General features: G+C 58.2%; 17 protein-coding genes. 5 read left to right on the forward strand and 12 right to left on the reverse strand.

From position 1 onward, the window contains the following. Positions 1-75: 75 nt before the first annotated feature. The 3 genes from ACA047_RS14040 to ACA047_RS14050 form a co-directional block, all read right to left on the reverse strand. A complete protein-coding gene (locus ACA047_RS14040; protein ID WP_497359915.1) occupies positions 76-600 on the reverse strand; it encodes an AAA family ATPase in 525 nt (174 codons plus the stop codon). After that, a complete protein-coding gene (gene pnuC / locus ACA047_RS14045; RefSeq protein WP_497359917.1) occupies positions 597-1160 on the reverse strand; it encodes a nicotinamide riboside transporter PnuC in 564 nt (187 codons plus the stop codon). The genes ACA047_RS14040 and pnuC overlap by 4 nt, the downstream gene beginning before the upstream one ends. Positions 1161-1433: 273 nt before the next feature. Continuing rightward, entirely contained in the window at positions 1434-3068 is a 1635-nt protein-coding gene (locus ACA047_RS14050; RefSeq protein ID WP_497359919.1) for a methyl-accepting chemotaxis protein, read from the reverse strand. Positions 3069-3330: 262 nt separating this feature from the next. On the opposite strand from ACA047_RS14050, the gene ACA047_RS14055 reads away from it, so the two are divergent. Continuing rightward, positions 3331-4161 (forward strand): undecaprenyl-diphosphate phosphatase, encoded by an 831-nt coding sequence (locus ACA047_RS14055; RefSeq protein WP_497359921.1) that lies wholly within the window; start codon positions 3331-3333, stop codon positions 4159-4161. Then, on the forward strand, positions 4158-4586 hold the full coding sequence (locus ACA047_RS14060; RefSeq protein ID WP_497359923.1) for a DUF1294 domain-containing protein: 429 nt from the start codon (positions 4158-4160) through the stop codon (positions 4584-4586). Before ACA047_RS14055 ends, ACA047_RS14060 begins: the two co-directional genes overlap by 4 nt. A gap of 6 nt (positions 4587-4592) precedes the next feature. Here the strand turns inward: ACA047_RS14060 and ACA047_RS14065 are convergent, their stop codons facing one another. Beyond that, the gene (locus tag ACA047_RS14065; protein WP_497359925.1) at positions 4593-4943 is read right to left on the reverse strand and encodes an MmcQ/YjbR family DNA-binding protein; all 351 of its coding nucleotides are present in this window, start codon (positions 4941-4943) and stop codon (positions 4593-4595) included. Beyond that, positions 4940-5848, reverse strand: a complete 909-nt coding sequence (locus ACA047_RS14070; protein ID WP_497359927.1) for a LysR substrate-binding domain-containing protein — start codon at positions 5846-5848, stop codon at positions 4940-4942. Before ACA047_RS14070 ends, ACA047_RS14065 begins: the two co-directional genes overlap by 4 nt. A 129-nt stretch (positions 5849-5977) precedes the next feature. Here ACA047_RS14070 and ACA047_RS14075 point away from each other — a divergent pair, with 129 nt between their 5' ends. Continuing rightward, positions 5978-6586 carry an FMN-dependent NADH-azoreductase gene (locus ACA047_RS14075; RefSeq protein ID WP_497359929.1) on the forward strand — a complete coding sequence of 203 codons (609 nt, stop codon included), beginning with the start codon at positions 5978-5980 and terminating at the stop codon, positions 6584-6586. A gap of 182 nt (positions 6587-6768) precedes the next feature. Next, positions 6769-7806, forward strand: coding sequence for an alpha/beta hydrolase family protein (locus ACA047_RS14080; RefSeq protein WP_497359931.1), 1038 nt, complete (start codon positions 6769-6771; stop codon positions 7804-7806). Here the strand turns inward: ACA047_RS14080 and ACA047_RS14085 are convergent. From ACA047_RS14085 to ACA047_RS14095, 3 genes are all read right to left on the reverse strand, one after another. After that, a complete protein-coding gene (locus ACA047_RS14085) occupies positions 7800-8993 on the reverse strand; it encodes an MFS transporter (RefSeq protein ID WP_497359933.1) in 1194 nt (397 codons plus the stop codon). The two genes, ACA047_RS14080 and ACA047_RS14085, sit on opposite strands and share 7 nt — an antisense overlap. Positions 8994-9193: 200 nt before the next feature. Continuing rightward, positions 9194-10783 (reverse strand): ABC-F family ATPase, encoded by a 1590-nt coding sequence (locus ACA047_RS14090; RefSeq protein WP_497359935.1) that lies wholly within the window; start codon positions 10781-10783, stop codon positions 9194-9196. A gap of 634 nt (positions 10784-11417) precedes the next feature. Beyond that, positions 11418-12554, reverse strand: coding sequence for a hypothetical protein (locus ACA047_RS14095; protein ID WP_497359937.1), 1137 nt, complete (start codon positions 12552-12554; stop codon positions 11418-11420). 237 nt (positions 12555-12791) lie between these two features. On the opposite strand from ACA047_RS14095, the gene ACA047_RS14100 reads away from it, so the two are divergent. Further along, the gene (locus ACA047_RS14100; protein ID WP_497359939.1) at positions 12792-13445 is read left to right on the forward strand and encodes a TetR/AcrR family transcriptional regulator; all 654 of its coding nucleotides are present in this window, start codon (positions 12792-12794) and stop codon (positions 13443-13445) included. A 234-nt stretch (positions 13446-13679) separates the two neighbouring features. On the opposite strand, the gene ACA047_RS14105 is transcribed toward ACA047_RS14100, so the two are convergent. The 4 genes from ACA047_RS14105 to ACA047_RS14120 form a co-directional block, all read right to left on the reverse strand. Beyond that, complete coding sequence (locus ACA047_RS14105) at positions 13680-16166, reverse strand: efflux RND transporter permease subunit (RefSeq protein WP_497359941.1); 2487 nt, start codon at positions 16164-16166, stop codon at positions 13680-13682. Between the two features lie 61 nt (positions 16167-16227). Next, positions 16228-17274 (reverse strand): YCF48-related protein, encoded by a 1047-nt coding sequence (locus ACA047_RS14110; protein ID WP_497359943.1) that lies wholly within the window; start codon positions 17272-17274, stop codon positions 16228-16230. Positions 17275-17432: 158 nt separating this feature from the next. Then, the gene (locus tag ACA047_RS14115; RefSeq protein ID WP_497359945.1) at positions 17433-18806 is read right to left on the reverse strand and encodes a DUF1329 domain-containing protein; all 1374 of its coding nucleotides are present in this window, start codon (positions 18804-18806) and stop codon (positions 17433-17435) included. Between the two features lie 16 nt (positions 18807-18822). Continuing rightward, the gene (locus ACA047_RS14120) at positions 18823-20532 is read right to left on the reverse strand and encodes a DUF1302 domain-containing protein (RefSeq protein ID WP_497359947.1); all 1710 of its coding nucleotides are present in this window, start codon (positions 20530-20532) and stop codon (positions 18823-18825) included. Positions 20533-20863 lie beyond the last annotated feature (331 nt).

Genomic DNA, 20863 nt, shown 5'->3' on the forward strand with positions numbered 1-20863 from the left:
TGAGATGACAATCCTGTTAAAGGGCTCTGGCACGGGGCTTGGCGCGGTGCAGGTGTTGCAGAAATGGAACAGGCATCAGGCCTGGAGCAGTCGGCTTACCGTTGCGAACACCTGATCTCGCCGTTGCGCCCAATCACCTTCAATCACCTGGAAAGGCTGCTGATGCCGAACCAGCCAGTCCTTGATCGCTTCGAAAAACGTCATGCGTTCTTCCAGCTCGGGTTGGCAGCGCAGGCCGTCGCCTGTCCATTCGACCTGCTCGGGGTTCAGTAGCAGGTGCAAGTCGTAATGGCGCGCCAGCAAGGCCGGTTCGAGCCAGGTTGGGCAGTCGCCGAACAGGGTCTGGCTCCAGAGGATATTGCTCAACAGATGGGTGTCGAGGATCAGTAACGCGGGCTGTTGGGCGCGGGCCGCGTCTTCCCAGGCCAATTGGCCGGCGGCGATGTCGGTGATGTCGCCCAGGCAGGTCTCGCGCAGGTTCTGCTCCATGAAGTGGCGAACGTATTCGTCCACCCGCAAACCACCGAAGTGCTCCTGCAGTTGCGCCGTCAGCCAGCTCTTGCCGCTGGATTCCGGGCCCGTCAGTACCACTACTTTCATGCGCGCAGGGCCGGGTCGGCTCGCCATTCCCGCCAGCCTTGCACGGCCAGCAGGGTGAACAGGGCGTAGAGCGCGGCGGTCAGGTACAGGTCTTTGTAGATGAACAGGCCCACGAAGATGACATCCAGGGCGATCCACAGCGGCCAGCATTGCACGCGCTTTTGCGCCATCCACCACTGGGCCACGAGGCTGAAACCGGTGAGCGCCGCGTCGAGCCAAGGCTGGGCGGCGTCGGTCCAATGCGCCATGGCGGCGCCCAGCATCAGGCTGCCTGCGGCACCCATGGCCAGGCCGAGTAACACCGATGGCCCGCCCAGGCGCGTGACCTGTCGCCCATCATGATGCTGCCCGGCACGGGTCCATTGCCACCAGCCATAGAGTTGCAGCACGGCATACACCACCTGCAGCAACATGTCCGAGTACAACTTCACCTCGAAAAAAATCCAGCTGTACAGCAGCACCATGACCAGACCGATCGGCCAGCACCAGGGGTTCTGCTTGACGGTCAACCAGACAGCTATCACGCCGAGGGCTGCGGCAAACAGTTCAAGCCCGGACATGGCGGTTCCTTGGGGAAGTAGGAGAGGGCGGCGATTGTAAACGTTATGGCGCGGACAGCTCCAATATCAATGCTGAATGTGCCGACGTTTTCGGGAGTAGGCTCGCACACACTGAATCGATGGCGGCCTCACATTTGGAGACGACTTAGAAACCTGTGGGAGTAAAGCTTGCTCGCGATGAGGGAAGCCAATTCACTATCAGTGCGAGCTGACCCATTGCTATCGCGAGCAAGCTTTGCTCCCACAGGTTTTAAAGCAGGCTGGCCAGCAATCTCAAACCCGGAAATGTTTGAGCAGCCCGTTCAACTGTACACTCAGTTCTTTGAGGCGTGTGCTCGCCAGGCTCGACTGTTCGGCGGCCAGCGCGGTGCTGTGGGACAGGCCCGCGGCTTGGGTGACGTTCTGGTTGATGTCTTCCACCACATGGGCCTGCTGCAGGGTGGCGCTGGCGATGGAGGCGTTCAGGCTGTTGAGGTTGCGCAGGGCCTGGCCGATGGCGTTCAGGCTGGCGCCCGCCAGGCCGGCTTGTTCGATGGTCAACTGCGAGGCGCGGCTGCTGTCGCTGATGACCTTCACCGCCGCTTCGGAATGGGTTTGCAGGCGTTCGATCATCGCCTGGATCTCGGCGGTGGACTTTTGCGTGCGCTGGGCCAGCAACCTCACTTCATCGGCCACCACCGCAAAGCCCCGGCCTTGTTCCCCGGCGCGAGCGGCTTCGATTGCGGCGTTGAGGGCCAACAGGTTGGTCTGCTCGGCAATGGAGCGAATGACCTCCAGAACGCTGCCGATCTGGGTGCTTTCGCTCGCCAGGGTGCGAATCACTTCCACGGCCTGGTCGATGGTCTGGGACAGTCGGTCGATCTGCTGCAAGCTGCCGTCGATATTGATCTGGCCTTGCTGGGCCTGGGATTCGGCGTCGCGCATTTCGCTGGCGGCGTGTTCGGCGTTCTTGGCCACGTCCTGCACGCCATAAGTCACTTGGTTGATCGCGGTGGCCACCAGTTCCATTTGTTGCGACTGTTGCTGGCTGCGCTCCTGGGCCTGGGCGGCGTCGTTGCCCAGTTCGCCGGAGGATTGCTCCAGGGCACTGGCCGAGGCCTGCAACTGGCTCACCACTTGCCGCAGCTTGGCGGTGAAAGCGTTGAAATGCCGCGCCAGTTGAGTGACTTCGTCCTGGCCATGGGTGTCGAGGGCGCGGGTCAGGTCGCTTTCGCCGCTGGCGATATTGGCCATGGCGTTGACCGTTTCTTGCAGTGGCCGAACGATGCTGCGCACGATCAGGGTCAACAGCAGGCCCATGATCAGGGTGATGACCAGGCCGATGACCGAAGCCTTGATCAGTTGGGATTGAAATTCGGCCTGCACGTCATCGATGTACACGCCCGAGCCGATGATCCAGCCCCAGGGCTCGAACAGTTTGACGTAGGAGGTTTTCCCCACGGGCGCCTCGGCGCCCGGCTTCGGCCAGAGGTAGTTGACCATGCCGGCACCCTTGGCCTTGGCGATGGTGACCATCTCGTTGAACAGCGCAAAACCGTTTGGGTCGCGGATAGCCGAGAGGTTCTGGCCTTCGAGTTTCGGGTTGGTGGGGTGCATGATCATGACTGGCGTCAGATCGTTGATCCAGAAATAGTCACTCTGGTCATAGCGCAGGCCACGCACGGCACTCAGCGCCTGCTTTTGCGCGGCGTCGCGCGTCAGGGTTCCGGCAGTTTCCAGGCCATAGTAATAGCTCAGCACGCCACTGGCAGTCTGCACCACATGCTGGGTTTTCTGCGCCTTGGCCTGATAGAGGTCGCTGTGGATCTGTTTGAGCATCAATGCGCCCAACGTGAACAACATCACGATGGCTACCACCAGGATGAGCCACAAGCGTCGACTGATCGACACACTGCGCAAGCTATTCATACGCTGTCACTCCGGATTCTTATTCTGTCGTCAGCGGCCACCGTCCAGGCGGGTACGTCTGACTGACCTTAGGCCATAACGCGGCAGCGTTATCAGGGCTTGTCTGATAGGATTTCGGCGCCGCAACGCAAAACCTGAGCCTGTCTTGATTTTTCATTGGTTTTTTTTGAAAGGTCACAGTTATCGTGCACGCGATATTTACACTTGCATAACACTTGAATATTGATGAGACCTGCACAAACAAGGTCTTTTTGGGGGAAGAATGGATTTGTGGACGGCCTTTCAGGCACTGATTCTTGGCGTGGTAGAAGGCTTGACGGAGTTTCTGCCGATTTCCAGCACGGGGCACCAAATCATTGTCGCGGACTTGCTCGAATTCGGCGGCGAGCGCGCGATGGCGTTCAACATCATTATCCAGCTTGGCGCAATCTTGGCGGTGGTCTGGGAGTTTCGGCAAAAAATCTTCGACGTGGTGCTGGGCTTGCCCACTCAACCTAGCGCTCGCCGGTTTACCGCCAACTTGCTGATCGCCTTTCTACCCGCCGTGGTATTGGGCGTGTTGTTTGCCGACTGGATTCATGAATACCTGTTCAACCCGATCACAGTGGCCGCAGCGCTGGTGGTGGGCGGCTTCGTGATGCTCTGGGCCGAGAAGCGCCAGCATCAGGTGCACGCCGAAACGGTGGACGAGATTACCTGGAAGGACGCACTGAAAGTCGGTTTTGCCCAGTGCCTTGCGATGATTCCTGGCACTTCCCGCTCTGGCTCGACCATCATCGGCGGGTTGCTGTTCGGGCTGTCGCGCAAGACCGCGACCGAGTTCTCGTTCTTTCTGGCGATGCCGACCATGGTCGGCGCGGCCGTCTACTCGGGCTATAAGTACCGCGAACTGTTCGCTCCGGCGGATTTCCCGGTGTTTGCCATCGGCTTCGTCACGGCGTTCATTTTCGCCATGATTGCGGTCAAGGGCCTGCTGCGATTCATTGCCAGCCACAGCTACGCGGTGTTTGCCTGGTACCGGATCGCGTTCGGTCTGTTGATCCTGGCGACCTGGCAATTCGGTTGGGTGGACTGGTCGGCTGCCCGGCCATGAACGATTCAGGCGCCCGCAAACACGCCGCGCGCCATGCCGACGGTGCCGTGCAGAACTTGCGGCTCAAACTGACGGTGTTTGCGCTGTTGTGTGCCATGCCGCTGTTCGGTTCGCTTCTGCTCGGTCTGCGGGCGGTGTCGTGGGTGCCCATGGTCGCCTACGGCTTCGTCAGCGTGGTAGCGTTTTTGCTGTACTGGAGTGACAAGCGCAAGGCCCGCGTCGATGCGTGGCGTACTCCGGAGAACGTGCTGCATGCCGTGGAGCTGGCGGGCGGCTGGCCTGGGGCATTGCTGGCCCAGCAGGTGTTTCGCCACAAGACTCGCAAGGTGTCGTTTCAAGTGCTGTTCTGGTTCATCGTTCTGCTGCACCAGGTGTTCTGGATCGACCAGTTGTTCCTGGGCGGTCATCTGCTGCGGTTGCTCTGAGCGTCGCTACAGCAGCAAGCCAACCTGCGTGCGCTTGGGTAATTTGCTGACCACCAATTGGTGGGAGCGTTGCAGCAGGCCGCGCAGTTCTTCGGCACCCAGCGGGTAGGGCGTCTGCATGATGATCCACTGCGCCCGCGCCAGGTAAGGCGCAGGGTGAATGCCGGGTCGGTCGCAATGGCCCACGAATAAATCCTTGTCGACCTTGAACGCCAGTGAATCGCTGCGCAGGCCCTGCAGGGCGAACATCTTGTTGCCGGCGATGGAGAACACCCGTACGCCGCCCCATTTGTAGTCTTCCCTGGCGCCGGGCAAGCCCAGGCAAAACCGCGCGACGTCCTCTTCGCTCAACCTCATATCCTTCTCTCCCCACAACTGTCAAAAGCTTCCACCAGATGGTCAATCCACGCGCGCACCGCCGGCAGCATGCCGCGACGGTGAGGGTAGACCGCCTGCAGCCAGCCATCTGGCAGCGACCACCCGGGTAACAATTGCACCAGTGTGCCGTCCCGCAATTCCTCCTCGCAATACATGCTGGGCAACACGGTAAAACCCAGGCCGTCGAGGGCGCAGGCGCGACGCACGACGAAGTCATCGATGCCCAGGCGCGCTTCGAGGGCCAGTTCGACACTCTGACCATCGGCCTTGAGCAACCGCAGATGCACCAGACGATCGGCATCCAGCGCCCCGAGCACCGGTAACTGTTTGAGGTCCTCTGGGGTTTTGAGTTGCCGTCCTTCGACGAACGCTGGGCTGGCGACCATGAGCAGTTGCGCCTGGCGCAGGCGACGGGTCATCAGCAGCGGGTCTTCGTCCCCCAGGTAGCGCACGCGTAACGCCACATCGATGCCTTCGCTCACCAGGTCGACACGACGATTGAGCACGATCATTTCCAACTGTACCTGGGGGTATTTTGTCAGGAAGGTGCTAATCACTGCCGGCAGAATCTGGTGGGCCAGACCCACCGGGCTCGACACTCGCAGGCGCCCGCGGGGGGCGTTGGACATACTGGCCACTGCTTCATCGGCCATCTCGGCCTCCAGCAACATGGCCTGGCAATGGCGCAGGTAACGTTCGCCGACGGCCGTCAGTTTCAACTGGCGCGTCGTGCGCTGCAGCAGCCGTGCGTCGAGGCGTTCCTCCAGCTCGGAAATACGCCGGGAAAGCCGCGACTTGGGAATGCCCAGCGCGCGACCGGCCGCCGCGAAGCCGCCCGCCTCGACGACTTTGGCGAAGTAATAGAGATCGTTGAGGTCTTGCATGTCGGGCTCGATTGTCCTGTCAGTGGAACGAACTATCGCATTAATGCTGTCTTATCGACCATTGGTTTCATCGATAGGCTTACTCCCACTTAATCGCCTGGCCGCGATACTCACTTGGAGAGCCCTCACATGAAACTGTTGCACATCGATTCGAGCATCCTCGGCGACAACTCCGCTTCCCGCCAATTGAGCCGTGAAGTGGTCCAGGCCTGGAAAGCCGTTGAGGCGGGCGTCGTCGTGACCTACCGTGACTTGGCTGCCGACGCTATCAGTCATTTTTCCACCCAGACCCTGGTTGCCGCCGGCACCGCCGCTGAACTGCGCGACGCCGCCCAGCAACACGAGGCTGACCTCAGCGCTAGCACCATGGCCGAATTCCTCGCGGCAGACGCGATAGTCCTCGCCGCGCCGATGTATAACTTCACCATTCCAACCCAGCTCAAGGCCTGGATCGACCGCATCGCCGTGGCCGGCCAGACGTTCCGCTACACCGAAGCAGGCCATGAAGGTTTGTGCGGTGGCAAGAAGCTGATAATCGTTTCCACCGCAGGCGGCCTGCACGCCGGCAAGCCAAGTGGCGTGGCCCATGAGGATTACCTCAAGCATATGTTCAGTTTCCTCGGCATCACCGACATTGAAATCGTCCGCGCCGAGGGCCTGGCCTACGGTGACGATATGCGCACCAAAGCCATGGGCGAAGCCAAGGCGCAGATCGGCGAACAGTTCGCCGCTGCGTAAGGCTTGCGTAAAAACGCCAAGTCCTTCGGGCAACCTTCGTAAAACTCTGTATTCTGATTGTCATGGATGGCCAGGGTGCAGAGTTTTTCTGCGTCTGGCGTTGGGCTTTATGGCGCAGGTTATGCACGCCAAAGCTGCGAGCCACAGGGCGTCCCGGTCCGGTGGTGAAGGTGGAAGATCAGATGACACGTCTTGGTGCAGGACTACTGCTTTGCCTGTTCGGTAGCCTGGGTTCGGTGCAGGCCGCGCCGGCGCCGCATCCACATTGGAGCGCCGGTTTCCACGAGCTGAGCTTTCTCGATCCGCTGGATCGGCAGCCGATGCACGCCATCACTTTTTATCCGTCTACCGACCGGGAGCAGTCCAGTCAGCTGGGTGGCTACCAAATCGATGCCGCGCCAGACGCCCAGATCGCCATTGGCCGTTTTCCACTCTTGATGCTATCCCACGGCAACACCGGAACACCGCTGGCCTTGCATGACCTCGCCACCTCGCTGGCGCGCAAGGGGTTCGTGGTGGTGGCGGTTATTCACCCCGGCGACAACGCCCAGGATCACAGCCGGCTGGGTACCCTGAGCAACCTGTATGGACGGCCGATCCAGATTTCCGAAGCGATTACCGCGACGCTGAATGATCCGATGCTCTCGCCCTTCGTCAACGCCGGGCAGGTGGGGGTGATTGGCTATTCGGCCGGTGGCGAAACCGCGCTGATCCTGTCGGGCGCCACGCCGGATCTCAATCGCCTGCGCCGTTACTGCCAGGAGCGCCCGGACGACCATGACGCCTGCAACACTCAGGGCGAATTGATTGCCGATCGCGAGGACCTGTACCCGGTGGCCGACCCGAGGGTCCGGGCATTGTTGCTGATGGCGCCTTTGAGCTTGAAGTTTGGCCGTCACACCCTGGCCGACGTCCATGTGCCGGTGCTGCTGTACAGCGGTGATGGCGACAAACTCGTGGCTTTTGACAAAAACGCTGCCGCGTTGGCCCGCAAGCTGCCCACCGCACCGGATTTCAAGACCCTGGCCGGGGCTGGACATTTTGTATTCCTGGCCCCGTGCACCGACGAGCAGATCGCCGCGATGCCAGCGCTGTGCACTGATGCTGACGGTGTCGACCGCAAGGACATACACCGCACCATGATTTCCGAGGCCGGGCGCTTTTTCAGTCAGGCCTTGGGCAAACCGAGCCGGGCGGGGTTGAGGACGGCTGATCAATAAGCGGTTTTTTCGGCTCGGCGACGTAGCAGCAAGGTCAGGCCGAGCCCGATGATCGACAGCAATGCGGCACAGAAAAAGATCGACGAATAACCCAGGTTCAACGCCACTGCGCCCATCAACGGCCCGGCAATCGCCAGCGCGAGGTCGAAGAACACCGCGTAGGCACTTAACCCCGCGCCACGGCTGGTGTTCGGCACTTGCTTGATGGCTTCCACCCCCAGTGCCGGGTACACCAGCGACAACCCGAAGCCGGCCAGCCCTGCGCCTACCAGCGCCCATGCAGTGGTAGGCGCCAGCCAAAGCAGCACCAACCCCAGGGTTTCGATGCTCATGCAGGCAATGGCCGAGTTGAAGCCTCCGAAGCGGGCGATGCTGGAAATGAACAACAACCGCGACAGGATGAAGCACACGCCAAATACCGTCAGGCACCAGGCTGCGCCGGTCCAGCCGCGACTGAGATAAAACAGCGTGATGAATGTAGTGAGCGTGCCATAGCCGATCGAGGCCAGGCTCAGGCTCGCGCCATACGGTGCGATGCGCCCAAACACGGCCCAAAAGGGCAAGCGTTCGCCCCGAATGACGGGCACCGACGGTTTGTTGCGAATCAGTACCAGCGCCGCACCGGCCAGCAACGACAACACGATGCCCAGGCTGGCGAAGCCCAGCTCACCGACCATCACCACCCCCAGCGGGGCGCCGATGGCGATGGCCCCGTAAGAGGCGATGCCGTTCCAGGAAATCGAGCGGGCTGTGTGCTCCACACCCACTTGGCCCATGCACCAACTGATCGTGCCCACGCCGATCAAGCCTTGGGCCACGCCGAGCAACAAACGGCCGGCAATCAGAATCAGCAGGCTCGGCAGCGGCAGGCTTTGCAGCAAGGTCGAGATCAACGTCAGCAAACCACTGAGTACAATCCCCGACAAGCCGTAGACGATCGCCCGCTTGGTGCCGAGGCTGTCCGACAACCGCCCGGCCATGGGGCGGCTGAGCAGCGTCGCCAGATACTGAGAGCCGATGGTCAACCCGGCCACCACCGCGCTGAAGCCCAGCTGTTCGTGCACATACCCCGGTAACACGGCAATCGGCAAGCCGATGCAGAGAAAGGCGATGAAAGTATAGAAAACGATGGAGACGATCTGCAGGGTGATCGACAGGGCGCTGGGGGCAGGGTGGGGCGTTGGCATGGGGCTCGTTCGCGGGCAGCGGTAAGAGAGCTTCATCATGGCGCGAGGTGGCGATAAAAGAAAGCAGGCTAACGGTTTGCTTGGGGGGATTGTGCCGGCGCTCGCTCCCACAGGTTTTGTGTCCTTGAAATACAAAAAGCCCCGTCACAATGGACAGGGCTTTTCACTTGCAGCTTGAAGCTTATAGCTCAGAACAGCCCTTAAAACACCACCCCCTGGCTGCGCAGGTAATCGTCATAGGTGCCGCTGAAGTCGATCACACCGTCGGCGCTCAGTTCGATGATGCGTGTGGCCAGGGACGATACGAACTCACGGTCGTGGCTGACGAAGATCAGCGTGCCCGGGTAGTTTTCCAGCGCCAGGTTCAGCGCTTCGATGGATTCCATGTCCAAGTGGTTGGTCGGTTCGTCCATCACCAGCACGTTCGGCTTTTGCAGGATCAGCTTGCCAAACAGCATGCGGCCCTGTTCACCACCGGAAATGACCTTGACCGACTTGAGGATCTCGTCGTTGGAAAACAGCATGCGGCCCAAGGTGCCACGAACCAGTTGTTCGCCGCCCTGGGTCCATTGGCCCATCCAGTCAAACAGGTTGACGTCGTCTTCGAAGTCGTGGGCGTGGTCCTGGGCGTAGTAGCCCAGTTCCGCGGCATCGGTCCATTTCACAGTACCGGCGTCCGGTTCCAGTTCATTGACCAGGGTGCGCAGCAACGTGGTCTTGCCGATACCGTTCGGGCCAATGATCGCTACGCGCTCGCCGGCTTCGACGTTGAAGCTGAAGTCCTTGAACAGCGGCTTGCCGTCAAAACCTTTAGCCATGCGTTCGACAATGACCGCCTGGCGGTGCAGCTTTTTGGTCTGCTCGAAGCGAATGAACGGGCTGACACGGCTCGATGGCTTGACCTCGGCCAGTTGGATCTTGTCGATCTGCTTGGCGCGGGAGGTGGCTTGCTTGGCTTTCGAGGCGTTGGCCGAGAAACGGCTGACGAACGACTGCAGTTCGGAAATCTGTGCCTTCTTCTTGGCGTTGTCCGACAGCAACTGCTCGCGGGACTGGGTCGCCACGGTCATGTACTCGTCGTAGTTGCCCGGGAACAGGCGCAGCTCGCCGTAGTCCAGGTCCGCCATATGGGTGCAGACACTGTTCAGGAAGTGACGGTCGTGGGAGATGATGATCATCAGGCTCGAACGCTGGGTCAGCACGTTTTCCAGCCAGCGGATGGTGTTGATATCCAGGTGGTTGGTGGGTTCGTCCAGCAGCAGCACTTCCGGGTCTGAGAACAGCGCCTGGGCCAACAGTACACGCAGCTTCCAGCCCGGAGACACTTCGCTCATCGGGCCGAAATGCTGCTCGATACCAATACCCAGGCCCAACAGCAGCTCACCGGCACGGGACTCGGCGGTGTAGCCGTCCATTTCGGCAAACTCGGTTTCCAGCTCCGCCACGGCCATGCCGTCTTCTTCGGTCATTTCTGGCAGCGAGTAGATGCGATCGCGCTCGGCCTTGACCTTCCACAACTCTTCGTGACCCATGATCACGGTGTCGATCACGGTGAATTCTTCGTAGGCGAACTGGTCCTGGCGCAGTTTACCCAGGCGCACGTTCGGCTCGAGCATCACTTGTCCGCCGGACGGCTCGAGATCGCCGCCGAGGATTTTCATGAAGGTCGACTTGCCGCAACCGTTGGCACCGATCAGACCGTAGCGGTTACCCGCGCCGAACTTGACAGAGACGTTTTCGAACAGTGGCTTGGCGCCGAACTGCATGGTGATGTTAGCGGTGGAGATCAAGAGGCTTACCTATCAATAACTTACGATGTGTCAGGAATTGCCTGATACCGATTTGATACCGATATTAAGCTTTTTCCAGTTCGCTCCAATCGGAGCTTGAGTTGATCCAGCGGGCATACGTAGAAAGCAGCACCTGCACGCTATGGCCGAGCTGCTGGGATATGAATGCGGGGTTCATGCCAGACATTAAGCATATTGTCGCATAGGTATGACGGCAGTTGTACGGTGGCCGATAATGGACGCCTAGTGCTTCAATACCGGTCGCCACCGGTTTTGGTGCGCTCCTCAATGACACCTGGCGCGACCGTGCGACCGAGGCAGCCTTGGTGCTGCGGCTGCGGTGTTGGGATTATCGCCATCAATGGTGTCCACTCACCTGAGCAATCTGGAGGGCAAGGTCAATGCTTTCGTTGACTTCCTCCTTGAACATTACCCCGCAGGCGAGGAGGTAAGGACGCTGCGTCGCAGCGAAAATCTTCCTGGCGGTCACACCACTCGACGAACAGCAGGCTTCGATAAGCCGCGCTGTTGCTAGACGCTTGTGGCAGCGCACTTTTGCAAATGGATTGAGCGAAGCAAGCGCGGTGTTGTTGATGCACCGCTCAATCCAGGCGCTCGGCAGGCGGCGCCAGGGTTAGCCTATGTACTTCGGCCCCTCGAGCGTCTCGGTTCTTACCGAAATAGTGCGGTGGGAAGAGTTAAGCAACAGGTGATCCTTCACTTCGATCTGTCGACCGTCATCCATCCAGATCCGCCCATTTGCAGTGCAAACGTAGTAGCAATACTTGCGCACACCGTCATGAGACGTCCAGAACTCGTAAGCTCGGCCATGCGCGCTGATTTCCAGGTCGACGGTGCATTCCTTCGACGTCATGTTCAGGTGCCAACGCACTGGCAGGTCGCTCGCATCGCGTGGGTCATGCCAGGTTTCCAGCGTGGTATAGCGGCAGATGGTGGAGGGGTCGGCCGCCGGGTTGAATTTGATCTCCCGATCACCGGTGTACACCGCGCCAATATCGATCTGGCCAGGTCGAAAGAAGTTGATCGCCACACCATCGACAATGGTGTAAAGCCACCACATCCAGGTTGGCGCTGGCAGGTTACGCACAGGGTCGTTGGATTGGCCGGTGATGATGTGTTCGCGCACACCCTGGCCGTCTTTGATATCGAACGTGCGATCACCGACTTTGAGCGAGCCATCAACCGTTGCAAATAGATCGTAGCCAGCACGGTTCTTTGCAGCGACGTCAGCGAAGGGGCCCCAATTCCATAGGGTTTTTCCGGTTTGCTGATAATCCAGGTCGAACTCGATACCTGCGTAGCTGCCTTTTGCCTGCCAAAGCGGCGGCTTGGCGACAAACTGCTGTTGATCGAAATGCCAGACGACTTCGTCCCCCTTGTCTTCAAAGCGGAATTTATCCCAGCTCAAGCGTTCCTGCGGATGCCACCCTGCGCGAACGAAATGGTTGTCCTGCATTTTCCCGCGGCTGCTTTTGGGCACCGCGATAAACATAACGTCGTGTTCAACCGACTCGTTATGCATCCATACACCGCGCCCGTTGCCCTTTAGCAGGTAACCGGCAGTCCAGAGCAGAACGTCGTAGTCGCCGCTTTCTGCAACCAAGGCAAAAGCCGTTTCTTCCCAAAGGTCGGTCTTCTCGTGGGGAAGGGCGCTGTATTGCGGGTGCTCGTCAGAGATAGTCACCGGCACGCTCACTACGTGTGGAGTTTTTGTGTACTGGGCATCGTAGTCGGAGCTTTTCTTGGTCATGAATACGTCCTCTATCGAATCTTTAGAAGCCCGGCACCGCTGGGCTTGGCAGGCGCGTGTGCTGTTATGCTACTGGCTCAATAAAAGATACGGTTACGTACACCAAAACACAATTGCCTTTTTCCAGAGCTATCGAAATGGAAGGTGGGTGACGGTAGGATGTGCTGCCTGACGGTCCTGAATATCGCTTGCGCGTGTTCGGTCGAGACAGCCTCCTCCTTACCTGGAAACCGCGATTTGAAACAGCCAAACCCCGCCAGCTTGCGCCCTACATTTCGCGGTAGACCTTCCGTTGAACAGTCCGTCCAACTGACCAATGCGTTACTCGATACCAGCTTCAAATTATTTTTAGAGGTCGGTTACGAGCGCACGAGCGTCGATACGATCATCGGGCTTCTGAACATTTCAAAAAAAACGTTCTACTCCCGTTTTTCCGGGAAGGAAGCGCTGTTTGAGGCAGTCATCTCGCGCTTCGCCAAAAGCTATTTGGAGATGATTGTGCCGGGAATTGAGCCCGGCACAGGGATCAAAGAGACGCTATTGCTGACTGCCCGTGCGCTGCTTGAAAGCATGCTCACCGCTGACGTCATTGCCATATGCCGGATGATCATTTCCTCTCATGCCAAGTTTCCAATGCTGCTTTTGCACATTGAGGAAACCTTGTCCAAGCCCGTTCACCAGATCGTTTACAACACGTTGAAGAAGGCAGTTGAAGACGATCAACTGCGCCTCAGCGATATCGAGCAAGCCACCGAGATTTTCCTGCACGGCGCCATTCTTGCGCGCTTCTGGCAGGCGTGTTTTGGCCGCAATGGGTTGACGTTGGAAGAGGGAGATATGAGGGCGCTGGGTGCTTATGTCGACTTCTATTTGCGCGGTATTTCTGCCTGATTCGTCGGAAAAATACGCCGATTTTTGCCCCGTTTTATCTCTTCTCTGGTCCAGCGCTTAAAACTAAAGAAACGCCCGCTCTCGCGGGCTTTTATTTGCGTATGATCGGCTTTCTCAGAGGCATGTTCTTCGCTGAAGTCGGCTACTTTCTTTCAGGGATAGGTGGGCCTGGCTCTGTCAAGCCGAAGGCCTTCGCATGTAGCGGAGGTCTATTTAGTCTTGGTCCATACCCGCTTACGCAGTTTGTGAATGTGCAGCCTTCTTCTGCACATGGGCGTGCTGCATTTCGGTCCTGGCTTCGGCTTTGGCCAACTCACTTGCCTGCTTACGCTGCTCACGGCTTTGCAGCATAAAGCAGGACAACGCCGGGATAAGCACCAGCGCGCCAACCATGTTCCAGAGGAACATAAACGCCAGCAGAATCCCCATGTCGGCCTGGAACTTGATGGGTGACCACGCCCAGGTGATTACGCCTGCTGCCATCGTCAGGCCGACCAAGGCCACTACTTTCCCTGTGAACTGCAGCGAGATGGCATATGCCTCTTTTAGCGTTGCTCCGTGCCGTTGCACTACGAGCTGTACCGAGAGCAGGTAGAGCGCGTAGTCGACCCCCACACCAACGCCAAGGGCGATAACAGGCAAGGTGGAAACCTTTACGCCTATTCCCAGCCAGACCATCAGTGCCTCACAGAGGATCGAGGTGATGACCAGTGGAATCAGGGCAACCAACACCGCTCGCCAGCTGCGGAAGGTGGCGAAGCAGAGCAGGATGACGGCGGCGTAGAGCACCGCGTGCATTTTGTAGAACGATTCTTTCACCACAATGTTGGTTACCGCTTCAATCCCGGCGCTGCCGGCGGCAGGCAGGAATTGCAGGTCCGCTGTGGAGTGTTCGGCAGCGAATTTTTCGACTGAATCCAGCACGCGGGTCAGGGTGTCGGCCTTGTGGTCGCTCAGGTAAACCATGATCGGAAATACCGAGCATTTCGGGTTGAGTGAGTCGGGGTTGTTGACCAACACCAGCGAGGCTGCGGAGCCCAGAGAGCGCGGGTCGCGAATGATGGAATCCCACTTGAAGTAGCCTTCGTAGGTGCCGCTTACTGCGCGCTGCGTCAGGGTCGCGAAGGACTCTACGCCCTGTACACCTTGAAGGTGGCTAAGCTCCCAACCCAAGCGGTCTGCCTCTACCAGCACGGGGTATTTGTCGCAGACATTCGGCGGGGTTTTCACGATGACCGCGAACTGGTCGTTGGACAGCCCATAGTTCTTGGTCACGAACGCCACGTCCTGGTTGTAACGAGAGTCTTGGCGTAGCTCAGGAGCGCCGGCGCTCAAGTCACCAATCTGCAGACCGGTTCGTACCCACAGCGCGGCCGCGCTTATAAGGACGGCGACGCCGATTGCCGATAAGGCCCAGCGTGGTTCGGTAAAACGACTTAGGGCAGTCCACAGTGGTGTGGTAATGCCGGCCTGTCCTTCTTGTTCCTGCAGTGAGCGCAGTGCTGCTTTCTCGCTGACGCCGGTATAGGAGAGCAATACGGGAATCAGGATCAGCTTGGTGAAGATCAGTACGGAAACGCCAATGCTGGTTGCCAGTGCCAGGTCACGAATGACGGGAATGTCGACGATGATCAATACGGCGAAACCAACTACGTTGGCGAGCAGGGCGGTCAAACCGGCCATAAACAGACGGCGGAAGGTATAGCGGGCGGCAACGTACTTATGAGTGCCTCGGCCAACGTCCTGCATGATGCCGTTCATTTTTTGCGCGCCATGGGACAGGCCGATGGCGAAGATCAGGAAGGGCACTAGGACTGAGTACGGGTCTAGCTCGAAACCGGCCAGGTGCATCAGCCCCAGCAGCCAAATGACGCCCAACACTGAGACGGCCACCAGCATGACGGTACTGCGCAAGCAGCGGGTATAGGCGTAGACGAACAGTGTAGCGATCACGGCGGAGAGGGCAAAAAACATCAGAATCTGGCCGAGCCCGTCGATCAGATCGCCCACCAGCTTGGCGAAGCCGACGATATGGATGCGGATGCCGTTGCCTTCTTTGCTGCGCACCTTTTCTTCCAGTACCTGCGACAGTGCTTTGTAGTCGATCGGTTCGCCGGTGTCGGCGTAGCGGTCGAGCAGGGGCACGCTGATCATGCTCGATTTGTAGTCATTGGCCACGATGCGGCCAGCAGCGCCAGAGCGAGCGAGGTTTTGCCGCAGCTCGTCAACTTTGTCAGGAGAGCCATCGAATCGATCCGGCATCACCGGGCCGCCACGCATGCCGTCCTCGGTAACTTCGGTCCAGCGCAGCAGCGGCGTCCACAAGGACTTCATCCAGGGCCGATCAACGCCGGGGATGAGGAACAGTTCGTCGTTTACGTTACGGAGCGTATCGAGGTAGTGGGGGGTGAAAATATCCCCCTCAGTGTTCTCGACCACGATGCGCAGGCTGTTGCCTAATCCACTCAGTTCGTTTCGATTGTCAAGAAAGTTTTTGATGTAGGGATGAGAGCTGGGAATCATCCGATCAAAATTGGCATTTACGACAATGTGCGTGGCTTGCCAGGTCAAAAAGATGGACGTCAGCGCAATGACCGCAATGATCAGCAGGCGATGGTTGAAGATCAGGCGCTCAACTTTATTGCCTGAGGTTTCGTCAAAATCCTTGCGATCTTTGATCACAGGATAGCGGTTGTTGGCCTGACTCAAATCAGTTGCCATCGTGGGTTCTCCGATGGTTAAACGCGTTTCGCGTTCGCTAGCTTGTGTGAAGCGAGCTTGTTTATTTTATTTGAACGCGCTCGATGCCTTTGGCGCCGACGACGAACACGCCGCGCGCAGTAGCGGCGACGCCATACAACGGTGTGCGGCCTTGGCGCGGGAGGCTTTGCAGGTTTTCGCCTTGCTGGTCGCTGACGAGCAACTCGCCACCCGCACTCACCAGAACGATCCGGCCGTTCGGGAGTAGGGTGCCGCCGTTGATGCTGCTGGTTGTCCCCGTTTTAAGCTGTTCCCAGCGGGTGCCACGGTCGCGGCTAAGCCATGCATTGCCGCGCAGCCCGAATACCACCAGCAGGCCACTGCGACCGGTTAGGCCAAAGAAAGAGCCTTCGTAAGGGCTTTCCACTTTGATGAACCGCTGTTGCGCCGGATCAAGTCGGAGCAGCAATCCCAGCTCGCCGACGATGAAAATGTCATCGCCAATTTTTCCAATGGCATGGAGCGAATAGCTACTGGGGTTCTCCATCCGCTCCATCCAGGGCGACCAGGTTTTGCCGCCGTCGCAGGTATACAGAATCAAGTTGTAGGCACCAATGGCCCAGCCTTCTTGAGGGGTGTTGAAGAAGACATCCAACAACGGCTTGGTCGGCCCTTCTTTTTGCAGGTACCGGGCGTCGTCACGGGCGCGCTCCAATGCTTCGTCACCGGCTGGCAGCGCGGCGTAGTGGGCAACGGCCAGGTCGCCGATCTGGCGTCCATCGAGCTGGCGTTGCCAGGTTTGACCCGCGTCGGTGCTGTGCAGAATGACGCCGTCATGACCTACCGCCCACCCTTGTTGCGTGGTGGCTAAGTAAACGGCAACCAAGTCGCTGCTCAAGGGCGTGGCGCTTTGTGTGAAAGACTGTCCATCTTGCGAGTACAGAATATGGCCCCGTCGACCGACCGCCACTATCTCGTCTGCGCCTATTCTGGCGAGCCCGTAAAGGGAGGAGGTGGCGGCACGCTCGGAAATTCGGGCAGGTTGATCCAATGGATCAGTAAAAGCAGCGGCATAAGAAGCCGTGCTCAGCATGGCGAGGCTAAAAGTCAGCTTCAGAACAACGTTCATCAGTGCTCTCCGTATCCCCGTTGGACGCTATGCCTGGTGGACACTTTGGATCTTGTAAAAGCCAAAACAGGTGTGCGAGATGCGTCGGTATCGGCCGAGCGCACCTTACTCACCTAGGCAACGAATCGGGTATGCGTCGTACCCGATTTATTACGTATTTATCGCGCGGATTGACGTGCCAGGGACTCTGGGGTGTAGAAGGCGTCCGGTTGCAGTTTGTCGTTTACTTTCAGGCCTTTGCCGCTGCCGACGATTGAGGAGTGGTAATACACGCCAGTCGCAAAGTCGTACATCCAGTAGGACGAGGAGTGAGGGATCTCTTTGTCATACATCTGGACCGACGGCGAGAAGATTGCTTTGGCCAGTTTTCCCGAGGCATCCCATGCGTCCGCCATGCCGGCCGCTTTGATGTCTTCGTCGTAGTAGAGACGACGTTTAGGTTGCACGTGGCGCATGCCGGGTTTGAGGTTGAACTCGACGATATTTACGCGGTGCAGTTCCCAGCGGGTAAGGGCAGGGTTGGGGTGTTTATCCATCAACAGGTCCTCTGCCTTGGCATTGGTCCAGTCGTAGTTGTTGTACGGAATGATCATTTCCTTCGAACCCAGGAACTTGATGTCGTAACGATCCATCTTGCCCGAGAACATATAGATTTCGTCGTACAGCTGAGCACCGCCCGAAGTAGCGATCGGGAAATCGTAGGCCGCATCAGGCGAGCGACGTACACGGCGTTGACCGGGTGAGTAAGTCCAGGCCGCGTTCGGGTTCTTCACCGGGTTGACGTAGTACTTCATCAAGTTGCCTTCGCCCACGTTACGTGCAGGAGCGTTGTAGGTGTTCAGCTGGTTCAGGTAGGTACCGATCGAGGCGAACTTTTCCACGTCCAGTTCTTTGTTGTAGTACTGCGACTCGCCGCGGTTACTGATACCGGCGGTGAGTACCTTGCTGCCCTTGGAGTCCACATACCAGCCTTCACCGCTGGTAATCAGCGATTCGCCTTTGTAATGGAGGATGGCATCCCACACCACTTCATTACCGGTTTTCGGGATGGGAAAGGGGATACCACCGAAGCAGCCCTCAACGGCTAAGCCCTCTTCGATGCTTTTGCAGCGAGTGGCGTTGGCCAGGCTGTTTTTATTGACCCAGTCGGGAAAGCGGGCAGAGCGCCGGCTTTGGTAGACGGGTACGTTGTAGGTGTCCGGGAAGCGCTTGAGCAGGGCCTTGGTGCCTTCAGACAACTGATCGGCGTACTGGTCAACGTTTTTCGCGGTAATGGTGTACAGCGGCTTGTCATCCGGGAAGGGGTTGGCCCAATAACCGGAGTTCGCCACGAAACCTGCCGGCCGCGTGTCGGGTGGCAGGCCGCCGGTGTAGGCGGGAATTGTACCGGCCGCGTTGCCGGCGACAACTGCGCCCCAAGGCGTCAGGGTTTTACCCAATTTGCTGGCTTCTTCAGAAGAGACCGCTGCGTGAGTCATCCCACTGGCTAGAAGTGCTGTTGCCAGTAGTACTCGCTGAAAACTCAGATACATACTTTAAGTCTCCTAATCAGAACGACGTTTGATAGGTGAGAATCACGGTGTCACGGTCATGTAGGTAGGCAAGCGCCGAATACCCCTGAGTGTTGGTGCGATCTACAAAACCGCGTCGACCGTCTCTATGGGTATAGGCCAAGTCAAACTGATGCTTGGAGCGATCGTAGAAGTACTCCATGCGTGGACCGACTTTCAGCAAATACGAGTCCTCTGGCGTGATACCGGCGTTTGCTGCGGCAGCATTGCCGTATAGGCCGTACGTCACGAACATCGGAAACGAAAGGTCGATACTCGGGAGCACCTGTTGCCAAACGGGCGTGAAGTTGACGCCGATGCTTGCAGCATTTTTGGTTGAGCAGTTCTCCAGGAGCGCGTCGTTCTCGCAACGATTCCCCAACGTTCCGCTGCCACCCACCCCATTGCTGCCGAGGAAGTATTGCTTGTTGCTCGTCACGTCGACCAAGTGCATGTAGTCAAGCTGTACGGCGACGGAACCGCTATCAAACAGTGGGTTTTTGTTGATAGTGAACGCACCGCTCACCAGCGCATGCACGGTGTCACCGCGAGCACCTTCAATGTCAGGTTCTACTCCGTTGGCGCCGAGGTAGAAACCCGCGCCATTGGCGGAGTTGAGGGGCATATTTTTGCGGTAGTTGATCTCCGCACCCAGCCCGATGCTTTGGTATAGACCGTTCCAGGTCAGGCCATAAAGCTCGATGTCTTTTGCGTAGACCGCCCGGGCGTAACGGTTTGTGCCGTTGATAACGAGTTGGTTGGCCCAACTGGCATTCTTGTCGTCAAACTTGCGATACCAAAGACCGAAAGAGCTGTCTTGCGCCCAATCAGGGGACCATTTCACACCCAGGGAAACATCACCGTTGTCGCCTTCTTTGGAGTCTTCCCGGGTAAAACCGGATGTCATGAAGTCGGGCCCTTGAATGCCACCGTCGTTGACCGCGTAATAAGTACCGCCTTCGGAGATACGAGAAACCTTGTAGTCATAGGTGTACTGCAGCATGAAGGACAGTTCAGGAATGACCTGCCAGGTCGCTGCCACTTGCCCTATGGGCAACGCTGTTTCCTTGGCTGACGCGCCTGGACTAAGGTCGCTCAGAAGGCCATCGTTTGGCGCCATTGAGTAGGAAATGCTGCCGCCGTTGCCCAGGAGAAACTCACCCGGCAACCAGGCGAAACTACCTGCTTTGAGATTCAGGTCGGTCGAACCTATCGCGAAGTTGCCCCATACAAAATAATCGCGAAATTCGGCAGACGGGCCAGCGTAATAGCGCTTCACATAGCCGTTGTAGTTGTTATTGCGGTAGTTGGCGCTGCTCTCGAGGCCTGGCGCGCTTTGACTCTCGTCCGGAAAGTTATGGTCGTACCAAGCGGCAGCACTGGTACGAAGGCCAAAGCGCTGCTGCCAGTTCAGGTCGAATTCGGTGAATAGGTCCAGGCGAGAAAGCATCACGTCGCCTTTATCGGACAAGTAGTTACCTTCGTCAAACGCACCGCCGTTAGCGCTAGCGAGCGTCTTGTCGCGGCTGGAGGTACGCCAGCCCTGATTGTAACGGACGGTTGTGTCGAGACTCATGCTCAAGTCTTCGTTGCCGCTATCGATATTGAAGGCCATCGCCTGGTTGTCCCACGCAATTGCCAGGCACAGGCCGGCAAGGGCTGCCGGCTTGGCGAGGTCTGATACTGCATGTCTGGATAGGTTTCCCATTGGTTATCCTCTTTTTTTTGTTGTTATGACGGTGCAAGCGACTGCAGATAAAGCGTTTTGGGCGATCCTTGCCCTGCGTATTCCTTAGGAAGAATTTGTCGCGCGCTCGCGCAGACCCAATCCTTCAATTCAATGGACGATCCGTTGTGCCGCTGCCAGAGCAGCTACCTCGTTATCTCGACGTAAGATGCGTGCCGGCCCAGTCACGTATTGCTCCACCCTCGGGATGAAAATGTGCCCGGGGGATGAATGAACCAGGCTTGCACCAGGTTCCAGATAAAAAGAGACTGCTCGCCTTGTGTTCAGGCGGAGCGCATCTCTCCCAACGTCT

It is taken from the genome of Pseudomonas sp. LBUM1664 (genome assembly GCF_059695895.1).

Excerpts from the sequence above, each read along its gene's own strand:
- ACA047_RS14040 (WP_497359915.1), bottom strand. The coding sequence starts at position 600 with ATGAAAGTAGTGGTACTGACGGGCCCGGAATCCAGCGGCAAGAGCTGG.
- pnuC (WP_497359917.1), bottom strand. The coding sequence starts at position 1,160 with ATGTCCGGGCTTGAACTGTTTGCCGCAGCCCTCGGCGTGATAGCTGTC.
- ACA047_RS14050 (WP_497359919.1), bottom strand. The coding sequence starts at position 3,068 with ATGAATAGCTTGCGCAGTGTGTCGATCAGTCGACGCTTGTGGCTCATC.
- ACA047_RS14055 (WP_497359921.1), top strand. The coding sequence starts at position 3,331 with ATGGATTTGTGGACGGCCTTTCAGGCACTGATTCTTGGCGTGGTAGAA.
- ACA047_RS14060 (WP_497359923.1), top strand. The coding sequence starts at position 4,158 with ATGAACGATTCAGGCGCCCGCAAACACGCCGCGCGCCATGCCGACGGT.
- ACA047_RS14065 (WP_497359925.1), bottom strand. The coding sequence starts at position 4,943 with ATGAGGTTGAGCGAAGAGGACGTCGCGCGGTTTTGCCTGGGCTTGCCC.
- ACA047_RS14070 (WP_497359927.1), bottom strand. The coding sequence starts at position 5,848 with ATGCAAGACCTCAACGATCTCTATTACTTCGCCAAAGTCGTCGAGGCG.
- ACA047_RS14075 (WP_497359929.1), top strand. The coding sequence starts at position 5,978 with ATGAAACTGTTGCACATCGATTCGAGCATCCTCGGCGACAACTCCGCT.
- ACA047_RS14080 (WP_497359931.1), top strand. The coding sequence starts at position 6,769 with ATGACACGTCTTGGTGCAGGACTACTGCTTTGCCTGTTCGGTAGCCTG.
- ACA047_RS14085 (WP_497359933.1), bottom strand. The coding sequence starts at position 8,993 with ATGCCAACGCCCCACCCTGCCCCCAGCGCCCTGTCGATCACCCTGCAG.
- ACA047_RS14095 (WP_497359937.1), bottom strand. The coding sequence starts at position 12,554 with ATGACCAAGAAAAGCTCCGACTACGATGCCCAGTACACAAAAACTCCA.
- ACA047_RS14105 (WP_497359941.1), bottom strand. The coding sequence starts at position 16,166 with ATGGCAACTGATTTGAGTCAGGCCAACAACCGCTATCCTGTGATCAAA.
- ACA047_RS14110 (WP_497359943.1), bottom strand. The coding sequence starts at position 17,274 with ATGAACGTTGTTCTGAAGCTGACTTTTAGCCTCGCCATGCTGAGCACG.
- ACA047_RS14115 (WP_497359945.1), bottom strand. The coding sequence starts at position 18,806 with ATGTATCTGAGTTTTCAGCGAGTACTACTGGCAACAGCACTTCTAGCC.
- ACA047_RS14120 (WP_497359947.1), bottom strand. The coding sequence starts at position 20,532 with ATGGGAAACCTATCCAGACATGCAGTATCAGACCTCGCCAAGCCGGCA.